The sequence below is a fragment of the Planktothrix serta PCC 8927 genome (genome assembly GCF_900010725.2).
Lineage (GTDB): Bacteria > Cyanobacteriota > Cyanobacteriia > Cyanobacteriales > Microcoleaceae > Planktothrix > Planktothrix serta.
This window is the reverse complement of record NZ_LR734878.1, coordinates 105,300-124,234: the sequence shown is the minus strand read 5'-3', so window position 1 is coordinate 124,234 and position 18,935 is coordinate 105,300. Positions and strand designations below refer to the sequence as shown.

14 protein-coding genes and 1 tRNA gene are annotated in these 18,935 nt (G+C 39.6%); 8 read left to right on the top strand and 7 right to left on the bottom strand.

Features of this window, described 5'->3' with window-relative positions:
- The first annotated feature begins 47 nt into the window (after positions 1-47).
- The 3 genes from PL8927_RS20035 (at position 48) to PL8927_RS20025 (ending at position 7,706) form a co-directional block, all read left to right on the top strand.
- Positions 48-605, top strand: a complete 558-nt coding sequence (locus PL8927_RS20035) for a BON domain-containing protein (protein WP_083625082.1) — start codon at positions 48-50, stop codon at positions 603-605.
- A 369-nt stretch (positions 606-974) separates the two neighbouring features.
- Positions 975-4,592, top strand: a complete 3,618-nt coding sequence (locus PL8927_RS20030; protein WP_083625080.1) for a hybrid sensor histidine kinase/response regulator — start codon at positions 975-977, stop codon at positions 4,590-4,592.
- Positions 4,593-4,754: 162 nt separating this feature from the next.
- On the top strand, positions 4,755-7,706 hold the full coding sequence (locus tag PL8927_RS20025) for a PAS domain S-box protein (protein ID WP_197047496.1): 2,952 nt from the start codon (positions 4,755-4,757) through the stop codon (positions 7,704-7,706).
- A gap of 66 nt (positions 7,707-7,772) precedes the next feature.
- Here the strand turns inward: PL8927_RS20025 and PL8927_RS20020 are convergent, their stop codons facing one another.
- Together PL8927_RS20020 and PL8927_RS20015 are read right to left on the bottom strand one after the other, a co-directional pair.
- The gene (locus tag PL8927_RS20020; protein ID WP_083625074.1) at positions 7,773-8,804 is read right to left on the bottom strand and encodes a C39 family peptidase; all 1,032 of its coding nucleotides are present in this window, start codon (positions 8,802-8,804) and stop codon (positions 7,773-7,775) included.
- 282 nt (positions 8,805-9,086) lie between these two features.
- Positions 9,087-9,944: an SGNH/GDSL hydrolase family protein gene (locus tag PL8927_RS20015; RefSeq protein ID WP_083625072.1), complete on the bottom strand. Its 858-nt coding sequence runs from the start codon at positions 9,942-9,944 to the stop codon at positions 9,087-9,089.
- Positions 9,945-10,218: 274 nt separating this feature from the next.
- On the opposite strand from PL8927_RS20015, the gene PL8927_RS20010 reads away from it, so the two are divergent.
- Positions 10,219-11,583 (top strand): serine/threonine protein kinase, encoded by a 1,365-nt coding sequence (locus PL8927_RS20010; protein WP_083625071.1) that lies wholly within the window; start codon positions 10,219-10,221, stop codon positions 11,581-11,583.
- 95 nt (positions 11,584-11,678) lie between these two features.
- On the opposite strand, the gene PL8927_RS20005 is transcribed toward PL8927_RS20010, so the two are convergent.
- Positions 11,679-11,770 (bottom strand) — tRNA-Ser (locus PL8927_RS20005).
- Between the two features lie 185 nt (positions 11,771-11,955).
- Here PL8927_RS20005 and PL8927_RS20000 point away from each other — a divergent pair.
- Positions 11,956-13,692 carry a pentapeptide repeat-containing protein gene (locus PL8927_RS20000; protein ID WP_083625069.1) on the top strand — a complete coding sequence of 579 codons (1,737 nt, stop codon included), beginning with the start codon at positions 11,956-11,958 and terminating at the stop codon, positions 13,690-13,692.
- Between the two features lie 50 nt (positions 13,693-13,742).
- Here PL8927_RS20000 and PL8927_RS19995 read toward each other — a convergent pair whose 3' ends face one another.
- The gene (locus tag PL8927_RS19995) at positions 13,743-13,937 is read right to left on the bottom strand and encodes a hypothetical protein (protein WP_083625065.1); all 195 of its coding nucleotides are present in this window, start codon (positions 13,935-13,937) and stop codon (positions 13,743-13,745) included.
- A 364-nt stretch (positions 13,938-14,301) separates the two neighbouring features.
- Here PL8927_RS19995 and PL8927_RS19990 point away from each other — a divergent pair, with 364 nt between their 5' ends.
- Together PL8927_RS19990 and PL8927_RS19985 are read left to right on the top strand one after the other, a co-directional pair.
- On the top strand, positions 14,302-14,655 hold the full coding sequence (locus tag PL8927_RS19990; protein ID WP_197047495.1) for a hypothetical protein: 354 nt from the start codon (positions 14,302-14,304) through the stop codon (positions 14,653-14,655).
- Complete coding sequence (locus PL8927_RS19985; protein ID WP_197047494.1) at positions 14,612-15,229, top strand: hypothetical protein; 618 nt, start codon at positions 14,612-14,614, stop codon at positions 15,227-15,229. The genes PL8927_RS19990 and PL8927_RS19985 overlap by 44 nt, the downstream gene beginning before the upstream one ends.
- 218 nt (positions 15,230-15,447) lie before the next feature.
- Here PL8927_RS19985 and PL8927_RS19980 read toward each other — a convergent pair whose 3' ends face one another.
- The 3 genes from PL8927_RS19980 to PL8927_RS19970 form a co-directional block, all read right to left on the bottom strand.
- Positions 15,448-15,753 carry a small RNA NsiR4-regulated ssr1528 family protein gene (locus PL8927_RS19980; protein WP_083625061.1) on the bottom strand — a complete coding sequence of 102 codons (306 nt, stop codon included), beginning with the start codon at positions 15,751-15,753 and terminating at the stop codon, positions 15,448-15,450.
- A gap of 50 nt (positions 15,754-15,803) precedes the next feature.
- Positions 15,804-17,585, bottom strand: coding sequence for a hypothetical protein (locus tag PL8927_RS19975; RefSeq protein ID WP_083625059.1), 1,782 nt, complete (start codon positions 17,583-17,585; stop codon positions 15,804-15,806).
- A 78-nt stretch (positions 17,586-17,663) separates the two neighbouring features.
- On the bottom strand, positions 17,664-18,431 hold the full coding sequence (locus tag PL8927_RS19970) for a pentapeptide repeat-containing protein (protein ID WP_083625423.1): 768 nt from the start codon (positions 18,429-18,431) through the stop codon (positions 17,664-17,666).
- Positions 18,432-18,711: 280 nt separating this feature from the next.
- On the opposite strand from PL8927_RS19970, the gene PL8927_RS19965 reads away from it, so the two are divergent.
- Positions 18,712-18,909, top strand: coding sequence for a hypothetical protein (locus tag PL8927_RS19965; protein ID WP_231506077.1), 198 nt, complete (start codon positions 18,712-18,714; stop codon positions 18,907-18,909).
- Positions 18,910-18,935 lie beyond the last annotated feature (26 nt).

Genomic DNA, 18,935 nt, shown 5'->3' with positions numbered 1-18,935 from the left:
TTCTAAATTCAACACGATTTTTATATATTTACTTAGGAGTTTCAATCATGAAAAAATTAACTTCTTTACTGATGGGTAGTTTCTTATTACTCGGTGCTGTCGGCTGTGGTAATGTTGCTAAGACCAGCCCAGGCGCACCCGCAGGGCCGAATCAAACAACAGAAGCCCCAACAGCAGAACAAGCCCAAGAAATTAAGGAAGATGCCACCAGTGAACTGCGAAGACGTCAGCTGAATCAAGATATTCGCGCTCGTGAACAACGCAATAATATTACCGGGGGTGATGCCATTCGAGCCGATCGTGATTTAGAAAGTGAAGTTCGCTCGAAATTAGAAGCGAATTTACCCGCAAGTCAACTCACAGTTGCGGCTCAAGATGGAGTTGTAACGGTAGCCGGAACAGTGCCAACTCAACCCCAATATGAGCGCATTGATCCTTTAGCCAAAGAAATTAAAGGGGTGCGGCAAGTTGTAGTTAATGTTGCCGTTGCTCCGGCTCAACCGGGAGAAGAAGCTCAATCTGAACCTCAAGATAACAATGCTCAACCTGTAATCAATAATAATTCAGAACAACCCGAAACCGCTCCTAATAGTCAACAGCAATAGAGATTAGGAGGATTTAAGCGATCGCTGCGGGAGGGGGGGTGAGCAATTGCTACGCCCTCCCTTGCTGAGGTGTTATATAGCGCTACGCATTACAGTTAGGACATTTCTAAATCCTGAAACCCTTTCACTTCTTACTGTTCCCTGTTCAAGTAGCGCTATAGCAATGAGCAGGTTAATTGTTTACAACTTGTTTGTGTCTTTGTGTCTTGGTGGTAATATTCAAGGCTTGACCCTTGTAAACAAGCCAGCGCGACCTGCTATAAAAGTTAACAGTCCACTCCAAAAATCTACCCCTAGAAGAGTAGCCATTTTTTCCGGTCTATCATAGGTTAGGTACAGTTCTCATCCACTTGAGTTCATCTCCCCTTTATGGCTAACCTCGCCCGTCGTCAGTTTTGGCCCTACACAGTAGCTGTAGCTAATGTGGTATTAGCTCTAGCCTTGATGTTGGGTTTTGATCAGTGGTTGGGTATGAAAACAACACCCTTCCTGCTGTTTTTTGGAGCTATTGTTCTGAGTGCTTGGTATGGAGGGTTAAAGCCGGGACTCTTAGCAACGGCGTTATCGGCGACACTGAGTCAATATTTTTTTATGTACCCCCTTCAACAATGGGGAATCACTTGGCCTGATTTCATCCGCACGATGATTTTTATCCTTGAGGGGATTTGTATTAGCCTATTGTGTGAAGCGTGGAAACTTGAAAAACAACGGGCAACAATTAATTTACGCCAACTCAAACTCAGTGAAGAACGATGGAATTTAGCCTTTAGTAATTCTAATATTACTGTTTTTCAACAAGATCAATCTTTGCGTTATCAGTGGATACATAATCCCGTCGGATCGAACTTGCCAGAAGCGGTTATCGGTAAATCAGATTATCATTTATGGACAACGGCGATCGCCGATCAATTAACAGCCATTAAACGCAGAGTTTTGGAAACGGGAATTCCGGCGCGGGAAGAAATTTGTCTTTCTTCCGATGAAACCTTGAATTATTATGAATTAATTATTGAACCCATCCGAGAATCCCTAGAACAGATTATCGGAATTACGGGTGTTGCGATTAATATTACCGAACGCAAACAAACCGAACAAGAGTTAAAATTAGCCCATCAACAAGTTAGCGAAATTTTAGAAAATATTACAGAGTCTTTTTTTGCAGTAGATCGAGATTGGCGATTTACTTATGTTAATCGAAAGTTTGAAGAAGTTGCTGGATACTCCCGAACCGAATTATTAGGAAAATGTATTTGGGAGAAATTTCCCAAAACCGTAAATTCTATATTCTATAAACAATATCATCAAGCGGTTGCGAATCAAACCCCTGTTACAGTTGAAGGACAGGTGAATGATGATTCAGAACGATGGTTTATTGGCCATGCTTATCCTTCAGGAGAGGGACTGGCGGTATATTTTCAAGAAATTAGCGATCGCAAACGAACTCAAAAAATTTTACAAGAAACTCAGGAGCGTCTGGGGTTAGCATTAACTGCCGCCAAAATGATGGTATGGGATTGTGATCTCACCACCCAACAAGTCGTTTGTTCGGAAAATTCCCAAGAAATTTGGGGATTTAAACAGGGAACCTATCAAGATTTCCTCAACTTAATTCACCCTGATGATCGAGAGTCTGTTCTACAAGTGTTTAGGAATGCGGTCGTTTCCCAAGATCTCTATCTAATAGAATATCGACTGATCAAACCCGATGGAACAATTTGCTGGCTCCGAAGCCAAGGTAGGGTTTATTTTAATCCTCAAAGCGAACCGGAACGATTTCTCGGCGTTTCTTTTGATATTACAGAACCCAAAGAAATGGAAGAAACCCTTCGAGAAAGTGAACAGCGTTTTCGAGCCACTTTTAATCAAGCGGCGGTGGGAATTGCCCAAGTCACTGTAGAGGGGAAATTTATTGAAGCTAATCCGGCGTTATGTAAGATCACTGGATATAGCCATCAAGAGTTGAGGGAAATGAACTTTCAAGAGATTACTCACCCCGATGATTTAGTCCAAGATTGGGCATTAGCAAAGCAAGTTTTAGCGCGAGAAATTCCAGGTTTTTCTTTAGAAAAACGTTATCTTCGCAAAGATAATTCCATGACTTGGGTGAATTTAACTTTATCAGTTGTTTGGGATGACTTCACGCGAGAACCCAAATATGCGGTTAAGATTATTGAAGATATTAGTGAACGCAAAAAAGTTGAAGCCGCCCAACAATTTTTAGTCGAAGCCAGCCAAATTTTAGCTTCTTCTCTCGACTATGAAGCCACATTAATCCAGTTAGCTTATCTTGCCGTTCCTCTGCTGGGAGATTGGTGCATTGTTGATATTCTTAAAGATGATGGCATCATGCAAGAGTTGGCGATTGTTTGTCTCCAACCCGAAAAACAAGCCTTACTCTGTGAAATGAGGCAGAAATATCCTCCTAATTCAAATCAACAACATCCCTTTGTTCAACAAATCCGTTTAGGGAAAGCCTTATTTTATTCTAAAATTCCCCCATCTTTGCTAGAGGAAATTGCTCAAGATCATCAACATTTACAATTATTAGAGCGTTTAAATGCCAATTCTTTAATTATCGTTCCTTTACGATGTCGGGACAAAATTTTTGGTTCAATTTCCTTTGCAATGTCAGAATCCGGTCGTTATTATGAACCCTCGGATTTATCCTTAGCCGAAGATGTCGCCCGTCGTGCGGCTTCTACGATTGATAATGCTCGTCTTTATCAAGAAACACAACAAGCAAACCGGATTAAAGATGAATTTTTAGCGATTCTTTCCCACGAATTAAGAACTCCTTTAAATCCGATTTTAGGTTGGGCTAAATTACTCAGAACTCGCAAATATGATGAAGAAACTCAACAAAAAGCCTTAGAAATCATTGAACGAAATACTAGACTACAAGTGCAACTGGTTGAAGATTTATTAGATGTTTCTCGAATTTTACAAGGGAAACTCCATTTAACCATTACTCCGATTAACTTAATTAGTATCATTGAATCTGCGATTGAAACGGTACAACTGGCAGCCCAAGCTAAATTAATTGATTTAAAATTTATTATTCAGGAAAACTCGGAAAGTTGTCCCAGTCCTACCCCTATTTTTCTCGATCTTAACTTACCGCAATATTTACAAAAAAAGCTAACCATTCCCCCACAATTTCTGGTTTCAGGAGATTCCGGGCGATTACAACAAATTATGTGGAATCTCATCTCCAATGCGGTCAAATTTTCACCCAAAAACAGTGAAATTAAAATTGAACTCAGCGTTATTCATACTCCCGATATCTATGCTCAAATTCGAGTTATTGATACCGGAAAAGGAATTACACCGGATTTTCTTCCCTATATTTTTGATTATTTTCGTCAAGCTGATGGCGCCATTACCCGTCAATATGGAGGCTTGGGATTAGGATTAGCCATTGTTCGTCATTTAGTTGAACTTCATGGAGGCACAATTAGTGCAGAAAGCCCAGGTGACAATCAAGGTTCAACCTTTACCGTCAGACTCCCCTTACTAAATCGACCCCAAAAACAAGAATTAATTCCTCAACCTAATGCGGGACAAAATTATGATGTTTTCTCAGACCCTTTAGTTTTGAGGGGAACCCGAATTTTATTAGTCGATGATGAAGCTGATACACGGGATCTTGTCGCTTTTATTTTACAACAACAAGGGGCAACGGTAGAAGCTGTACCCTCCCCCCTAAAAGCCTTACAAGTTTTATCTCCGTTTCAGCCCCATCTCTGCATTTTTGATATTGGAATGCCTGTGATTGATGGATATATGTTAATTCGTAAAATCAGAAGTTTGCCTGCTGATCAAGGAGGAGAAATTCCGGCGATCGCTCTCACCGCCTACGCCACAGAAGCCGATCAACAAAAAAGCTTAACCGCAGGATTCCAACGTCATCTCTCCAAACCGATCGAACCCAATGATTTGATCGCTGCTATTTCAGAACTGCTACAACAAGCGCAGAATTGTTTATAGGAAATAGATGATAAACACTTCCTCGCTTGCAGACGGTTTATGATGAGTTATGATCCCTTTATCTTGGGGGTGCTGTCTCTAAAATGTCTGTTGAAAGACTCAGAATTAAGAATAAAGTCATGATCTATCCATTGTTCTGACCAATCACCCATGAGATTCACTTTGTCTGCACCCCGTACTGTCCCCCAAAAATTACCTAAAGTGCGTTTGCGAACAACTCTAGTCGTTACCTTTGTCGTTCAAATTGTTGCCGCTGTTGGATTGGTTGGGTATCTTTCCTTTAGAAATGCTCAAAAAGCCGTTAATACCCTCGCCTCTCAACTGCGTAGCGAACTTAGCGCCCGAATTCAACAGGAACTCAAAAGCTATTTTGAGAATCCCTATCGACTGAATCAACTTAATAGTCGTGCGTTTCTGCGCGGGGAACTTGATGTTACTAATATCGAAAGTGTTCCGCCCCTATTGGAACAATTGAAAATATCTCCGCTACTATACGCCATCTATTGTGGCAACTCCCAAGGAGAATTTTTAGGAGCGGTGCGAATTTTAGAGAATAATTCCTTGGGTCTGTGGACAGCGAACCCCTGGACGCAACAACATTTATACCTCTACAACATTGATGCTGAGGGACGACCCACGACGTTACATCGGGATAGTGGCACGATTTATGACCCCCGAAAACGCCCTTGGTATGAAAAAGCTAAAATAACCGGACGTCCGGTTTGGAGTGATGTTTATTTAGCCTTCTCCACAGGATTACCTACCGTTACCGCCAGTCAACCGATTTATGATTCCAATACTGGGGATCTGTTGGGAGTTTGTGCGACGGATGTACTACTTCCCGATGATTTTCGTAAATTTCTATCGAGTTTATCAATCGGAAAATCGGGTATTGCGTTTGTGAGCGATCGCACGGGTCAATTACTTTCCAGTTCCACCGATGAACCCCTCACCGTCGGCGACGGGAAGCAGGCGAAATTGCTCCCAGCAACAAAAAGTCAAAATCCCTTAATTCGAGCCGCTGCTCAACAACTTCTTGATCAATATGGCAGTTTTTCTACCTTAGAACAACCCTTACAAACAGAGTTTTTCCTGAATGATCAACGACAATTTATTCAAGTTTTACCCTTTAAAGATGGTCGGGGACTGGACTGGTTAATTGTGGTTGTGATTCCAGAAACTGATTTTATGGATGAAATTAATGCGAGTAATCGTCTGACAATTCTTTTATGTTTTGTGGCGTTAGCGATCGCTATTTTAGCGGGTATGATTACCTCTCGTTGGATTTCTCAACCTATTCTCAAATTAAGTAGTGCATCGAAAGCCATTGCTGAAGGGAAGTTAGATCAACATATTGAAGCTAAAGGAATTACAGAACTGGAAATTTTAGCCAGTTCGTTTAATACGATGACTTATCAATTGCAAGAATCCTTTGCTAAATTAGAAGCTAAAAATGCTGACTTACAACAAGCAAAAGAAGCCTTATCTGCTGCCAAAGAACAGTTAGAAGCGGTATTAAACGCGGTACCGGGATCAATTTCTTGGATGAGTGCGGAGGGGATTTATTTGGGAGTTAATCGGGATTTAGCAGATCATTTAAGTTTGCAACCGGAAGAAATTATTGGTCAAGAAATCGGATTTTATCAAAACAGTTCAGACTATGTTAAATTCCTGCGTCAGTTTCTAGCCAGTCCTGAACAGTCAGCCTCTCAAATTTTGCCCATTATCCAAAATGATCAACGGCGTTACTATTTAATTGTGGTGCAAAAATATCAGCAAGGTGCTGCGATCGTTGCGGTAGGAATTGATATTACAGAACGTCGTCAAGCAGAAGAAGCTCTAAGAATTGCAGAGGAAAACTATCGAAGTATTTATGAAAATGCGTTAGAAGGAATTTTTCAGTATAGTCCTCAATACTCCTATATTAATGTCAATCCAGCTATGGCTCGGATTTATGGGTATGATTCTCCTCAATCTTTGATGCAGATTTTACGCGATTCTAGTTATCCTTTATATTTAGAACCTGAACGTCATACTGAGTTTATTAATTTAATGAAGGAACAAGAAACGGTTTCTAATTTTGAATTTCAAATTTTCCGGGCTGATTCTCGGAAAATCTGGATTTCTGCTAGTGCTAAACCTGTTTTTAATGCCGAAGGTACTTTACTTTATTATCAGGGATTTATTGCTGATATTACAGAACGAAAAAAGGCAGAAGTTGAACGCCAACAGTTTATTGAAGAATTATTTGAAGTTAATAGTAATTTAGAAATCGCCATGCAAACCCAGTTAGAATTAACGGAAGCAGCGACTCGGTTTGTTCCTCAAGAATTTTTATCTCTGCTGGGTTATAACAGTATTGCAGAAGTCAAGTTAGGAGAAGGTGTACAGCATGAAATGTCAATTTTATTTTCCGATATCCGCGACTTTACCAGCATCAGTGAAAAGATGACCCCGGAAGATAATTTTCAATTTATTAATTCCTATCTTTCGCGTATGGAACCTGCGATTACGCAACATCAAGGGTTTATTGATAAATATATCGGCGATGCGATTATGGCTTTATTTAATGGGGGTGCAGATGATGCCATTAAAGCCGGAATTACCATGTTAACAGAACTGACTGAATATAATTCTAAAAGAGGGCGGCCTGAACGACCTCAAGTTGCGATTGGAATTGGCATTAATACGGGATCTTTGATGTTAGGAACAGTAGGGGGAGGAAATAGAATGGATAGTACCGTGATTAGTGATGCCGTTAATTTAGCATCTCGAATTGAAGGAGTAACAAAATATTTTGGTGTACCCTTATTGATTTCTGAATATACTTTAAAAGCGTTAAAAAATCCCGATCTCTATGCAATTCGGTTAATGGGTCGAGTTAATGTTAAAGGCAAATCGGAAATGGTGTCTGTTTTTGAAGTATTTGATGCAGATTTACCTGAAATTAAGGCGGGAAAATTAGCGACTAAAACAATATTTGAAGAAGCTGTTTCTTTTTATAATCTCCAAAACTATCAGGAAGCTATAGAAAAATTTGAAGCGTGCTTAATCTTAAATTCCACTGACCGAGTTGCTAAATTCTATTTAGAACGCATCCGTAATCAAATGTAAAAGTTATTGATCTTAATAAAACCTCGTCCTTCTAGGACGAGGTTTTAAACCCATTTTTCTGATAGATTAAGTTGTAATAAAATGTACCCAAAAATCTCCATCCGGCATACAAACTCGACGGATTAAATTGTAGGTATAACGTAAATAAGCACCATTTAAATCTGTACGATATCCTGATGAAAACCATTCTCCATAGGGGTCATGTACCAGTAAACCTTTTTCGTCATAACCCACCACTGGCATAACATGACCAAAGGCGGTAAAATAACCATGAAGCACCGCAGGTTTACCATCCGCTAACCAGTCTTGTAATTCCTCTATGGTCGCCCGTTCTGAAAAGTAATCTTTGGCGCCATAATCTTTAACAATTTTAGCTAAATCATAAGGACTCCAACGACTATAGCCTTTTTGTAAAGCATATTCATAGAGTTCATCTTCAAATTGACCGCTACTGGTACGCCGACGAACGCCTAAATATTGCAAACACATGGCGATGGAAGTGACGTTACAGGAACCTGTAGGATTATAAAAGTTATCGAGTTGAGATCGATAGGGAAAATTAGCGAGTTTGATACTTTTAGGACGGGGTTTAGGATAAACTAAATTTTTCCCTTGATAAATTTCCCCGTGTTGATCAAAGACATACCAAACAGATTGTTCTCCAAATTCATCCCCCCGAAACGCAACTCGAATATGACCGCGTAGGGGTTCATAGGCGAGGAGTTTAAATTCTTGACCTGGTTTAATTCCTTGCTTTTCTGTATCACTCAGTTGAGAGGAAGCAACGGGTCTAAGTTTTAAAATAGTTTCTTTAGTAATTTTAAGTACCGGAACATCGGTCGGAATTTCTTCTGGCTTGGTTTCAATCAGTTTTTTGGCGGTTTTTAATCCCAAAAATCCGGGTTCTGCACATTCCATTAAGGTTTGAAATCGATGCAAAGCTGCGGTAGATTTCGAGCCGAATTTGCCATCTGCTGGAGGATCAAGCAAAGTCAAATTAATTAAAATAACTTGAATTTGACGAGTTAATTCCTCATCAGTTGAGATCACCTTCACATCATAACGTTGTTCGGTTCCTAGGATGTCTTGTAATTTCATATTCAGTAATGAATGCTATAAATTTAGATGCTGACAAAAATAAATGACGATGCAATAACTTGACTGGAGTTCTGTGGGTTTAGACCCCTCAATACTTCTGAAATTTTCAGAGGTTAATGATTATCCTGTAGATTAGCATAATTGGGTACTCCCCTCCTAAAATTAACAATTCTCAAAGAATATCCAGATTCCCAAGTGGGATAAGGTTTAATGATTGACGGTTAACTGTTAACTGTTCTTTTGTGAAAATATAGGCTCAAATCAGGATAAAACCTAAATTTATTAATCATTGAGTTTTAGGCTTTGAATTTTGGGTTCAGGAACACCCCAGCCTTTAAGAATAGTATAGGCAATGATTTGATGACCCGCAATATTGGGGTGAATTCCATCACGAGTTAACAGATTTTGTCCTTGTCCCCCATAACGCTGATAGGTACTAATAACGTGACGAAAGGGAATATTTAAGTCAATAAATTGACAGCGATATTGTAAGGCGACATCCCGCATAACGGCAATATATTCTGCAATTCGTTGATTTTCTCGACCGCTTAGATCTTCATAAATAATGGTTGGCGATAATAACAAAACTGGAATGGCTTTTGCTGTGGCTATGTCTACCATTGCGGTTAAATTTTGCCGATATTCTTGGGGTGTGGGAATACTCGGTCTGGCTGGGGTTGGGGTTTGAAAACTTTGCAAAACATCATTCACCCCAATATTAATTGTAATTAAATCGGGTTTTTGATCTAAAACATCTCGTTTAAATCGTTCCGACAGTTGGGTTGAGGTATTACCAGAAACTCCTGAACTGATGATTTCAAGGGGTTGTTGAGGATACAAAAAATTCAAATAGCGTTGTAGTAACCAGACATAACCGCCATATTGTCCTCCACTTTGGGTAATGCTATCCCCAACGACCACAATTCGATGTTTATTGCGTAACGCTTCCGGTTGGGGTTCGATGACGGGTTGGGGTAAGGGGGGTTGAGCGGGTTGAGGAGGGCGAGGGGTCGAGGGGGGAGTTACCTTTTGGGGGGATGCGGCTTCAATGGGTACTGATGGTGATGTAGCATACCATCCTAAACAACCAATTGTGACCGCAACGAGAAATTGCACGACAACTTTCTGAACCTGTTTCATCTTTGAGAGGTGTTATGGGAAGCTACAGCAAGGGTGATTTTGCTGTATTAAAATCCCACATATTTTAACCAGAAATGGCATATTAACCAAGGGTTGATAACTCAGGGCTGGAAATAATTGTAAAGTTTTGTAATAAATTGTAGGAAGACTCAGAATTCACCTAACAACCTGATCGTGTTATTTATACTACCCAAATCTTGGAGAAAGTTGTTTTGACATTCAGCGATCGCGTGTTACCCTAAACATAATGCGATCGCTTGATTTTGAGTTGAATATGTTAAACTCAGGGCAACTTATCCAAGACCGCTATCAACTACAACGCCAATGTGGACGTACTGCCGCCGGACGTCAAACTTGGTTAGCAACGGATCAACAAACTCAAGAAGAAGTGATCATCAAGTTGTTAGCCTTTAGCCCCCAAATGGCATGGGAAGAATTAAAACTCTTTGAACGAGAAGCGCAGGTTTTACAAGCCTTAAATCATCCTCGAATTCCCCGTTATCGAGATTATTTTTCCCTAGATCAAAGTGTTGGGGGGGGTTTACCTTGGTTTGGATTAGTACAAGATTATATCCCCGGTTCATCCTTACAAGACTTGTTAGATCAAGGACATCGTTTTACAGAAGCTCAAGTCAAAAAAATCGCTAAAGATATCTTAAAAATCTTAATTTATTTGCATGAATTAAGTCCTCCGGTTTTACATCGAGATCTTAAACCGAGTAATTTAATTTTAGATGATTCAGAACAAATTTATTTAGTCGATTTTGGAGCCGTACAAGCGCAAGCCAGTGTTACAGGCGTAACCTTTACCGTTGTTGGAACCAGTGGTTATGCACCCTTAGAGCAATTTTGGGGACGGGCGGTTGCTTCATCAGATTTATATGCGTTAGGAGCCACATTAATTCATTTATTAACCAATACTTCTCCGGCGGATTTACCACAAAAAAATGCTCGAATTCTATTTGCAGATCGGGTGAGTGTCAATCGGAATTTTGTTTTATGGATTGAACAAATGACCGAAATTTCTTTAGAAAAACGTTTACAAACTGCACGGGAAGCTTTAGAATTGTTAAAATCAGACAAAATTCGTCATCGAAAAAATCCCAATACCACTCCCCAAACCGCTTTAATTCAAAAACTCCATAAACCGTTTCACAGTACCCTTTATCTTCATAAAACTTCTAATCGTTTAGATATTTATCTTCCTCCTAAAGGGTTGGGGAAATTGTTTCATTTAGAAATGGGGTGTTTGCACTTATTCATCATTTATTTTTCCTGTAGTTTATTGTTTTCTGTTTTTATGTCAATGTCCTTAACAAATCCCTCTTTATTTTGGCTGTTATGTTGTCTCCTATTCGCTTCAGGCTTCCTGTGGTTATTCTTTTTAATTGATGAAAAAACATTTGTTGAATTTGATCACTATGAGTTTAGAATTATCCGAAAATCTAGGGGAATTCAATATCGTTTACAGTCAGGTTCTCTATCCAATATTATTGGGGTTTTTATGGAAAAAAAACAATCTAAATATGAGGTGGTAATTCGCACCACTTCCCAAACTCACCGCCTTGGTGAAGTCTTTGTGGCCGAGGAGTGCGCCTGGTTAACCCAGGAAATTCAAGATTGGCTCTATTCTCGGTAAAGAAACCGGGTTTCTGGCAAAAATTTGAGGGTTGAGCAATTAGACATGGAAAAAGAAACCCGGTTTCTCAAGGTTTCTTGCTTAACTTTTATCAACGGAGAGGGAGGGATTCGAACCCTCGGTACGGAGTTACCTGCCGTACAACAGATTAGCAATCTGTCGCTTTCGACCGCTCAGCCACCTCTCCAGGATCGACAATTAAACATCTTAACAGATCATTCTCCGCACGTCTAGGGGTTGACTCAAAAAATTTCTGTTAGGAGGCACAATTCCCCTTCACCGTTAAGCTGACGCGGTAACGAGAGTCCTCATGCGAATTCAAGATAGACTGTAAGCTAACCCTTTTTAGCCTTTTTCTTCTGAAGCTGTCCCATGAACAGACAAGAATTTTTGGATCGATATCAAGCGGGGGAGCGCAATTTTACCTATATCGACTTAAGTGGGGCAAATTTAAGCGGTGTCAATTTGCAAGAGATTGACCTCACAGGCGCGAACCTGACGGGCGTAAACCTAAGTTGGGCGGTGTTAAACCAAACTCAGTTAGTCGGGGCGTGTTTTCGTCGGGCTGATTTACGCAATATAGTATTAACAAGGAGTAATCTCAATCAAAGCAATTTGAGTGGTGCAAATCTCACCAAAGCGGATTTGCGGTTCGCAACCTTAAAACAAGCGGATTTGAATTGGGCGATTTTGATAGAAGCCGATTTAAGTAATACAGATTTAACAGGCGCGAAATTAGATCAAATTAATTTAGAACAAGCTAAATTGAATCATGCTTTGTTAATGGGAACAGAATTAATGGAGGCGAATTTAACTCGTGCGAGTTTAATTTCTGCGAATTTAACCAAAGCAAATTTACGAGAATCACGGTTAAGTGGTGCAAATTTAAAAGATGCAATTCTAACACAGGCAAATTTAACCGAGGCGGATTTAAACGGGGCTATGTTGCGGTCTGCTAATTTAAGTGGGGCTGATATGCACCGGGTTATTTTAACGGCGGCAGATTTAACGGAAGCTGTTCTTGATAGTGCCGATTTAAGTCGAGGAAATTTAATGGGAGCTTACTTATTAAAAGCTAGTTTTAAGAAAGCTTATTTATTACGAGCAAATTTAGAGGAAGTCTATCTCTTATGGTCAGATTTAAGTGAAGCTAACTTAAGGGGGGCGAACTTACGCAAGGCGGATTTAAGCGGAGCTTATTTAAGCGATACTATTTTAAGTGAAGCAGATTTGCGCGAAGCGTTATTAATTGAAAGCCATTTGATTCGCACGAATTTAGAAGGGGCGAAATTAACCGGATGTTGTATTCATAATTGGGAAAAATCGGACGTTGAACTGGCAAAAATTGAGTGTGATTATGTGTATACTCAGTTTGATTATACCACTAAAAAGCCTAAAAATCGTTATCCCAGTGATCGAGATTTTTTACCCGGAGAACTAGCCCATGAATCACCGGAAGATAGTAATTTAATTACGGTGGAATTTACGGAATATCCGAATTGGGAAGCGTTAGTCTATACCTTAGTTAAGGTTGAACAGAATAGCCCGGAATTGCAATTAATCATTCAAGGGTTTGAAACCCAACCGGATCTATTTTTACTACAAGTTCAAGCCAATTATTTAGTCAATTCTAAACTACTGGCGGAACAAATTTTAACCTCTTATCTGTCCATGAAGGAGAAGATTGTACAGAAGCGATCCGAGATTTTGGAGCTATTAAATTTAGAAGTTCCTATTTTCAACGCCTCAATCGATTTGAAACAGATTCCCGCACCCGCTTTACCACCTCCTCCACTGGTAGGACGTCAGAACCATGAAGCTTTGTATAAAGAAATTTCTCGTCAAATTCAATCGATTTTGCGATCGCAGGAACCTGAAAAATTTGTAATCAGCGTCCAAAGACTATTAGATTTCCTAACTAAAAATGGCGTAGAACTCGAAGATCTTCAACATCAAGTGATTATTCAAGGAATTGTTCAACGCGCTCAACAGGAACCCCTATTTAAAGACAATTTATTTCGTTGGGAACAAACCGCAAGTCCAACGGAGCGAGTATCAGTAATGGGGGAATTAGTTCGATTTGCGATCGCGCTTTTATGGGAAAAATAAATAGGTTAACGGCTGATTTGTAATGGGTAAATTCTTGTTTCTATCTAATACTACCACCACCAACGGGATGTCCAGAAGCGATCGCCTAAACGCCAAGCCAAAAAGCCACAGAGGAGTCCACCGATCAAAAAAGCGATAAGAAAAGATTGAGGAAACCGCAACGCAGACAAAAAGCCGCCAATCACAAAACCACAGCCAAATCGAGCAATAAAAGTAATCCAATCAAATTTTTGGGGTGATGTCATAAGGGTTTTAATAAAAACTACATATTTTTACCCGTTTGTGAGGAAAAGTTAAAAACTAACATATCATTGTATTCTAGCACCTAAGCGATGACTGTATAAGATATTTTATGTTTCCGTTCCCTGGTGGGGAAAAGGTAGAAACTAACACCCCTATCATTCTCTCCGCTTACCGGATTAGATTTACTGACTCAGATTGCTAAATATTAAACCGTAGCCTAGCTTACAGATTCTTTTCATGGTTTTCACTCCTTGGCAGGATGCTGATGAACTGCTTATAATTAATATTAGTGGTATAGTTAGTAATAAACCTTTAGCAGTATGTATCCAAGCCTAAATAACTGTATTCCATAATCTCAAAAGCACTTTGTTTGGTAAATTAGAAGGTCAAGAATTCATAGTTGAACAAGAAAAACTAGAAATGATCAAACAACACATTGCTGATAATTTTTATGATTATCACCCCAATAAAATGATGATTAAGAGGCTAGAATTAGCTCTGAATGGTCATAAAAAAATATCGGGTGCTGATGCTAGTTTTTATTTCCATGAATTAAGAGAAGCTGAATTAATGGAGCAAGGATTAATTTATAATGAAGCTCACAAACAAGCTTTAAAAGATTATGAAGTATCGCCTTTTAGTGTCTATCATCCTGACGTAATTAGGGCTTGCCCTGATGAATTTAATAAAAATTGGGAAAGAGCTTGGGGAATTACATAAAATGCAAACTATCAATTTAGACTTTCATAGTAAAGCGCGTGTTTGGCTAAAAGATAGCCCATCTATCATATATCCAGCCCTGGATATTATTACTCTGGATATGATTACTAAAGATATACAAACGGGTTTAGCCTGCAAACCAGGCAGCCGACAAACAGCCCTGGAAATCATTATCCCTGTGGGGCCTAGAGTTTGCTATGGACTTTTAGGTGCAGAATTTATCCCCAATAATTTGGGGAAACTATCTGTAGAGGTACGAGTATCAACCGAAAATGAATCCATTTTTCCCAGTTCAATTGCTGCCGAATTTGATACAGTAAAAATTGGATTGCCAGAAGAGTATAGCCAGAGTGTTATCGACGGAATCGTCAATTCTCTCAATAATCAAATGATACAAACTCTAGGTTCAGGAATAATCAAAATAGAACAAGCTGCACACGGAGAAATTAGTTCTTCTAAAAAAATGTTCCGCAATATTGCAGCTACTGTTATCCAGTTGCTTCTACTCGATCAAGTGAGTCCCCAAGAAGAAGTAACAGAAATTGTTAAAACCTATGGTTTGGCTTCAAAATAGTGGATAATCAATCCTGAGCATTTTAGGACTTATACATTGACAAATTAGATGTTCTCTTCCGCAGGAAAAGTTTCTGCCATTTAAGCTTAATCAAATAGGACGCTTCACCCCAATTTACTGATAAAATCAGGGTCAAAACCTCCTATAAACCCGGAAAATCTTAATATTCCTTTATAAAGATGATCTTCTTCGTGTCTTCGTGTCTTTGTGGTTCCCTATTATTTCCCCCCATAATAAAACAAAATTTCTTTATCTTTTAACCCTTGAAATCCCGCATCAATTAACTGTTGATTCAGTTCATCTTGAGCGATATGTTTAGCACCAATGCGAACAATTCGAGAACGCATGGTATTACTAACCCCACTGCGTTGACGTCCGGCTTCTAATCCCATAACTTGATTATAAAGATCGAGCTTAACTTGAGGAATGGGTGTACCATCAAAGTCAATTCCTTTGGCGATCGCCACATCAATTGCATCTGCGCCCGTTGTTGATTCAGGGGTTGTATTAGCTTCTGAAGACATGAGATAATTCCAATTTAATCTTTAAACCTTCCTATTCTACCGTGAAAAGTTTAACGATACATTCGAGTTTCTAAGTCTTTGATCACCCGTTGTTTATCGGGTTGTCCTTTTAACAGTTTTAACAGTCCTAACCCTTGAGGAATGGATTTATTAGTTGCGGGTTCAGCCAAACCACTCACCCCATCTATATCATCCATAATTGTCCGATAAAATGCAGCCCCCAATAAATGATGAATCGGTTTTTCACCGTCTCCAAAGGAACCCACCGCCATCCAATTGTTTCCGATGGCTGTAGACTGATTTACCGTTTCTGAAACCGCCGGAATTCCTAATTTAATTTTATCTGGAATTGACCCTTGGGCGACTTGCGCGATCGCCACTTTTGCGGTCATTTCCACTAAAGAAACGGCGCCTTTAATGATCATATTTCCTGATAATAATCCCAGTCCGCCTCGGGCAACAGAATTATAGCATTTTTCTGCTAATCGGTCAATTTTGACTTCAGCAATATCAATTGTTTGAATCCCCGTTGCGGGATAATCTTGAGTATTATTCAAGATAGACTGTAGGGTTTCTTGAATGATTTTAAAAGCTTCTAAATAATCATCACTATCAAACTCATTATTTAAGGCTGAATTCGATTGACGGATTAACTGATAGATCACCTTCCCAATAGCAGGAATTTCAGCCTTGATCATCCATTCATCTAACGCTACTAAGGTTAACGTATCGACAACAGTTTGTCCTTCTCGCAGTTGAATATAGGTTTTAGCGTATCTTTTTTTATCCGCTTCCGACAACAGGGATTGATTATAAATTGTATTAATAATCAGAATATCCAAAGTTAAGACTCTGGAGGTCACACTTCCCCGTAAATAGTATTTTTTTAAATCTGGTTTCAAGGATGAATTCAGAATAATAGCATCAATTTTTGTTAACGCTTCTAAATCAGAAACGGGTTCCCCAGAACGAACATATTGATAGATTCCTTTCAATCGTATTTTTTCATCTAAATCTAAATCCGAGGTTTCTAACGCTTTTCCTAAACATTGTTCTAACGTTAAAGAACGGGAATGATGACTCGCAATAATATAGCGTTGACCCATATCTGAATAGAGTTTAGACGTGAGCACTAAATAATCCAACAAATCCAACGCCATAAAATCTTGGGTTGCTTGCACATTATTTAGACGATTATAAGCTTCTAAACATCTAATTTTAGTTTGTTCATAGACCGGAGCCTGATTAATTAAACGATTCACCTGTCGATCTAAATTGACTTCCGAATTATAAAAACTATGCAGCACTAAAAAGGCATCATTTCCTTGAATACCTGCTCCTTTAAGGCGTAAATTTTCCCCTTCTGTGCGGTTGGGAGGAATTCTAACCGTGTAGGTTTTTCCACTTTTTAATGTAACGGTTTGACTTCCCCCTTGATAGGCGGTTTGATAAGCCACAAAAATATGATAGAGTTCATCTAAACTCCAATCCGGCGCATTAGAATTAGATAAGGGTTCTTCCCCATCTGCACCCCAATAATCCATCCAATCTTGACCTTTTTTCCAAGTAGATTCTACCGAATGGGTTGTGGTATCCCGAATCGTTTTTCCGGCTTCTGTGGCTTTTTCTGTTAACGCTTTCCCGGCTTCTGTGGCTTTATGGCTAATGGCTTCTCCCACATTAGACACGGAATGTTTTGCCGCTTCTGTCGCTTTATCCGTCAGAGATTTGCTGGCATTTGTTGCTTTTTGACTTACACTGTCTTTCCAACCCTCGGCTTTTTGAGTAATAGAACTCCATAGCGGTTTATTTTTATGTTTGCGATCGCTCATTAATTAACTCCCTCTTACACTCCCTTGAAGCGCTGATCAATATAGTTGAACTTCATCCTAATTTTAGGCGTTTTTTCCTTAGAATAGTAATTTTAATAACATCGGGGCTGCTGATTCTAACATTCCCAAAAATCCACCCCTAGGTTTATTTTGTTCGGGATTTTGTCGATATTCCAAAACTTCTACTAATTGGAGAGATAGTTGTTCTCCCTCTGGGGAATTTAAGGTTTTATAAAGTTGTTGGGCTTGTTTGGCATCCGCAATAGCCGATCCTAAATCCCCTAAATCAGCCCTAGCCATACTCCGAGCAAAATAGGCAGCGGCTAAATTCGAGTCTAATCTTAAAGCTTGATTATAAAAATCAATTGCATTCACATAATTACCCGCTTTTGCTTCCGTCACCCCAAAGCGATAAAAATCTTCAGCGCTCCCACTACTCGCCGAAAGTCCTACCACACCAACTAATTGAGCGTTGTTCAGGCTTTGGACATCCAACATCGCATTAGTGAGATAGGAACTTCTTAAATCTGTACCATTGAGGTTCGCCCCCGTTAAATTAGCTCCGGTTAAGTTCGCCCCAAATAAGCTGGCTCCCGTTAAGTTCGCCCCCCGCAGGTCTGCACCTGTAAGGTTCGCTCGACTGAGGTTTGCCCCCACCAGGTTCGCATTACTGAGGTTCGCACCGACTAAATTCGCCAGTACCAAACCCGCCCCACTGAGATCGCAACTCTGACATTGTTTCGTCGCCAGAAGTTGTTGGGTTTGTTCTAAATTTTCTGCTTTTGCTGGAGTTAGAGGACTGAGTGCCACTAACAAGGAAACACTCGTTATAATGCTCTTTTTGATAAATTTGATCATTACTTAATCCCTATTTCCACTGAGTTTTTGTGGGGTCGGAGTTTCAATTAACCGCCTAAATTATACCACAAATTACCCCTTTTTTCTGCCTGGGGTCAGTTTATTTGTCGGGAAAGGAGGGTAGACTGGGTAAGAGATATTGATCACAATCACAGTTAAGGAGTGAATTTAATCACACGCATTTGAGTTTTTCTGTCACTGCCAAGGGGGAAAATTCAGGGGATAATAACGGTTAAGATTAGGTGCATTTAGATTGTAGGTGATGCCCATGTTAGTGAGTGAACCCACAGTTAGTGTCGAAAAATTGGTCAATCACATCTTTTGTTCCCGCCAAATTACCCGCCATGACCAACGGGTGTTGATGTCGTTATTACTTTCTAAAGAAGCATTAAGTTTAGAAGAACATTCATACATTGATCAAGTATTTGAACGGCTGCGACGAGGACTAATTCACGTTGTTGATTGAGTAATAGAGACGTTCTATGCAACGTC

Coding starts and splice junctions, on each gene's coding strand:
- PL8927_RS19975 (WP_083625059.1), bottom strand. CDS start 17,585: ATGAGCGATCGCAAACATAAAAATAAACCGCTATGGAGTTCTATTACT.
- PL8927_RS19995 (WP_083625065.1), bottom strand. CDS start 13,937: ATGACATCACCCCAAAAATTTGATTGGATTACTTTTATTGCTCGATTT.
- PL8927_RS20000 (WP_083625069.1), top strand. CDS start 11,956: ATGAACAGACAAGAATTTTTGGATCGATATCAAGCGGGGGAGCGCAAT.
- PL8927_RS19980 (WP_083625061.1), bottom strand. CDS start 15,753: ATGTCTTCAGAAGCTAATACAACCCCTGAATCAACAACGGGCGCAGAT.
- PL8927_RS20030 (WP_083625080.1), top strand. CDS start 975: ATGGCTAACCTCGCCCGTCGTCAGTTTTGGCCCTACACAGTAGCTGTA.
- PL8927_RS20020 (WP_083625074.1), bottom strand. CDS start 8,804: ATGAAATTACAAGACATCCTAGGAACCGAACAACGTTATGATGTGAAG.
- PL8927_RS19965 (WP_231506077.1), top strand. CDS start 18,712: ATGTTAGTGAGTGAACCCACAGTTAGTGTCGAAAAATTGGTCAATCAC.
- PL8927_RS20010 (WP_083625071.1), top strand. CDS start 10,219: ATGTTAAACTCAGGGCAACTTATCCAAGACCGCTATCAACTACAACGC.
- PL8927_RS20015 (WP_083625072.1), bottom strand. CDS start 9,944: ATGAAACAGGTTCAGAAAGTTGTCGTGCAATTTCTCGTTGCGGTCACA.
- PL8927_RS20035 (WP_083625082.1), top strand. CDS start 48: ATGAAAAAATTAACTTCTTTACTGATGGGTAGTTTCTTATTACTCGGT.
- PL8927_RS19985 (WP_197047494.1), top strand. CDS start 14,612: ATGAATTTAATAAAAATTGGGAAAGAGCTTGGGGAATTACATAAAATG.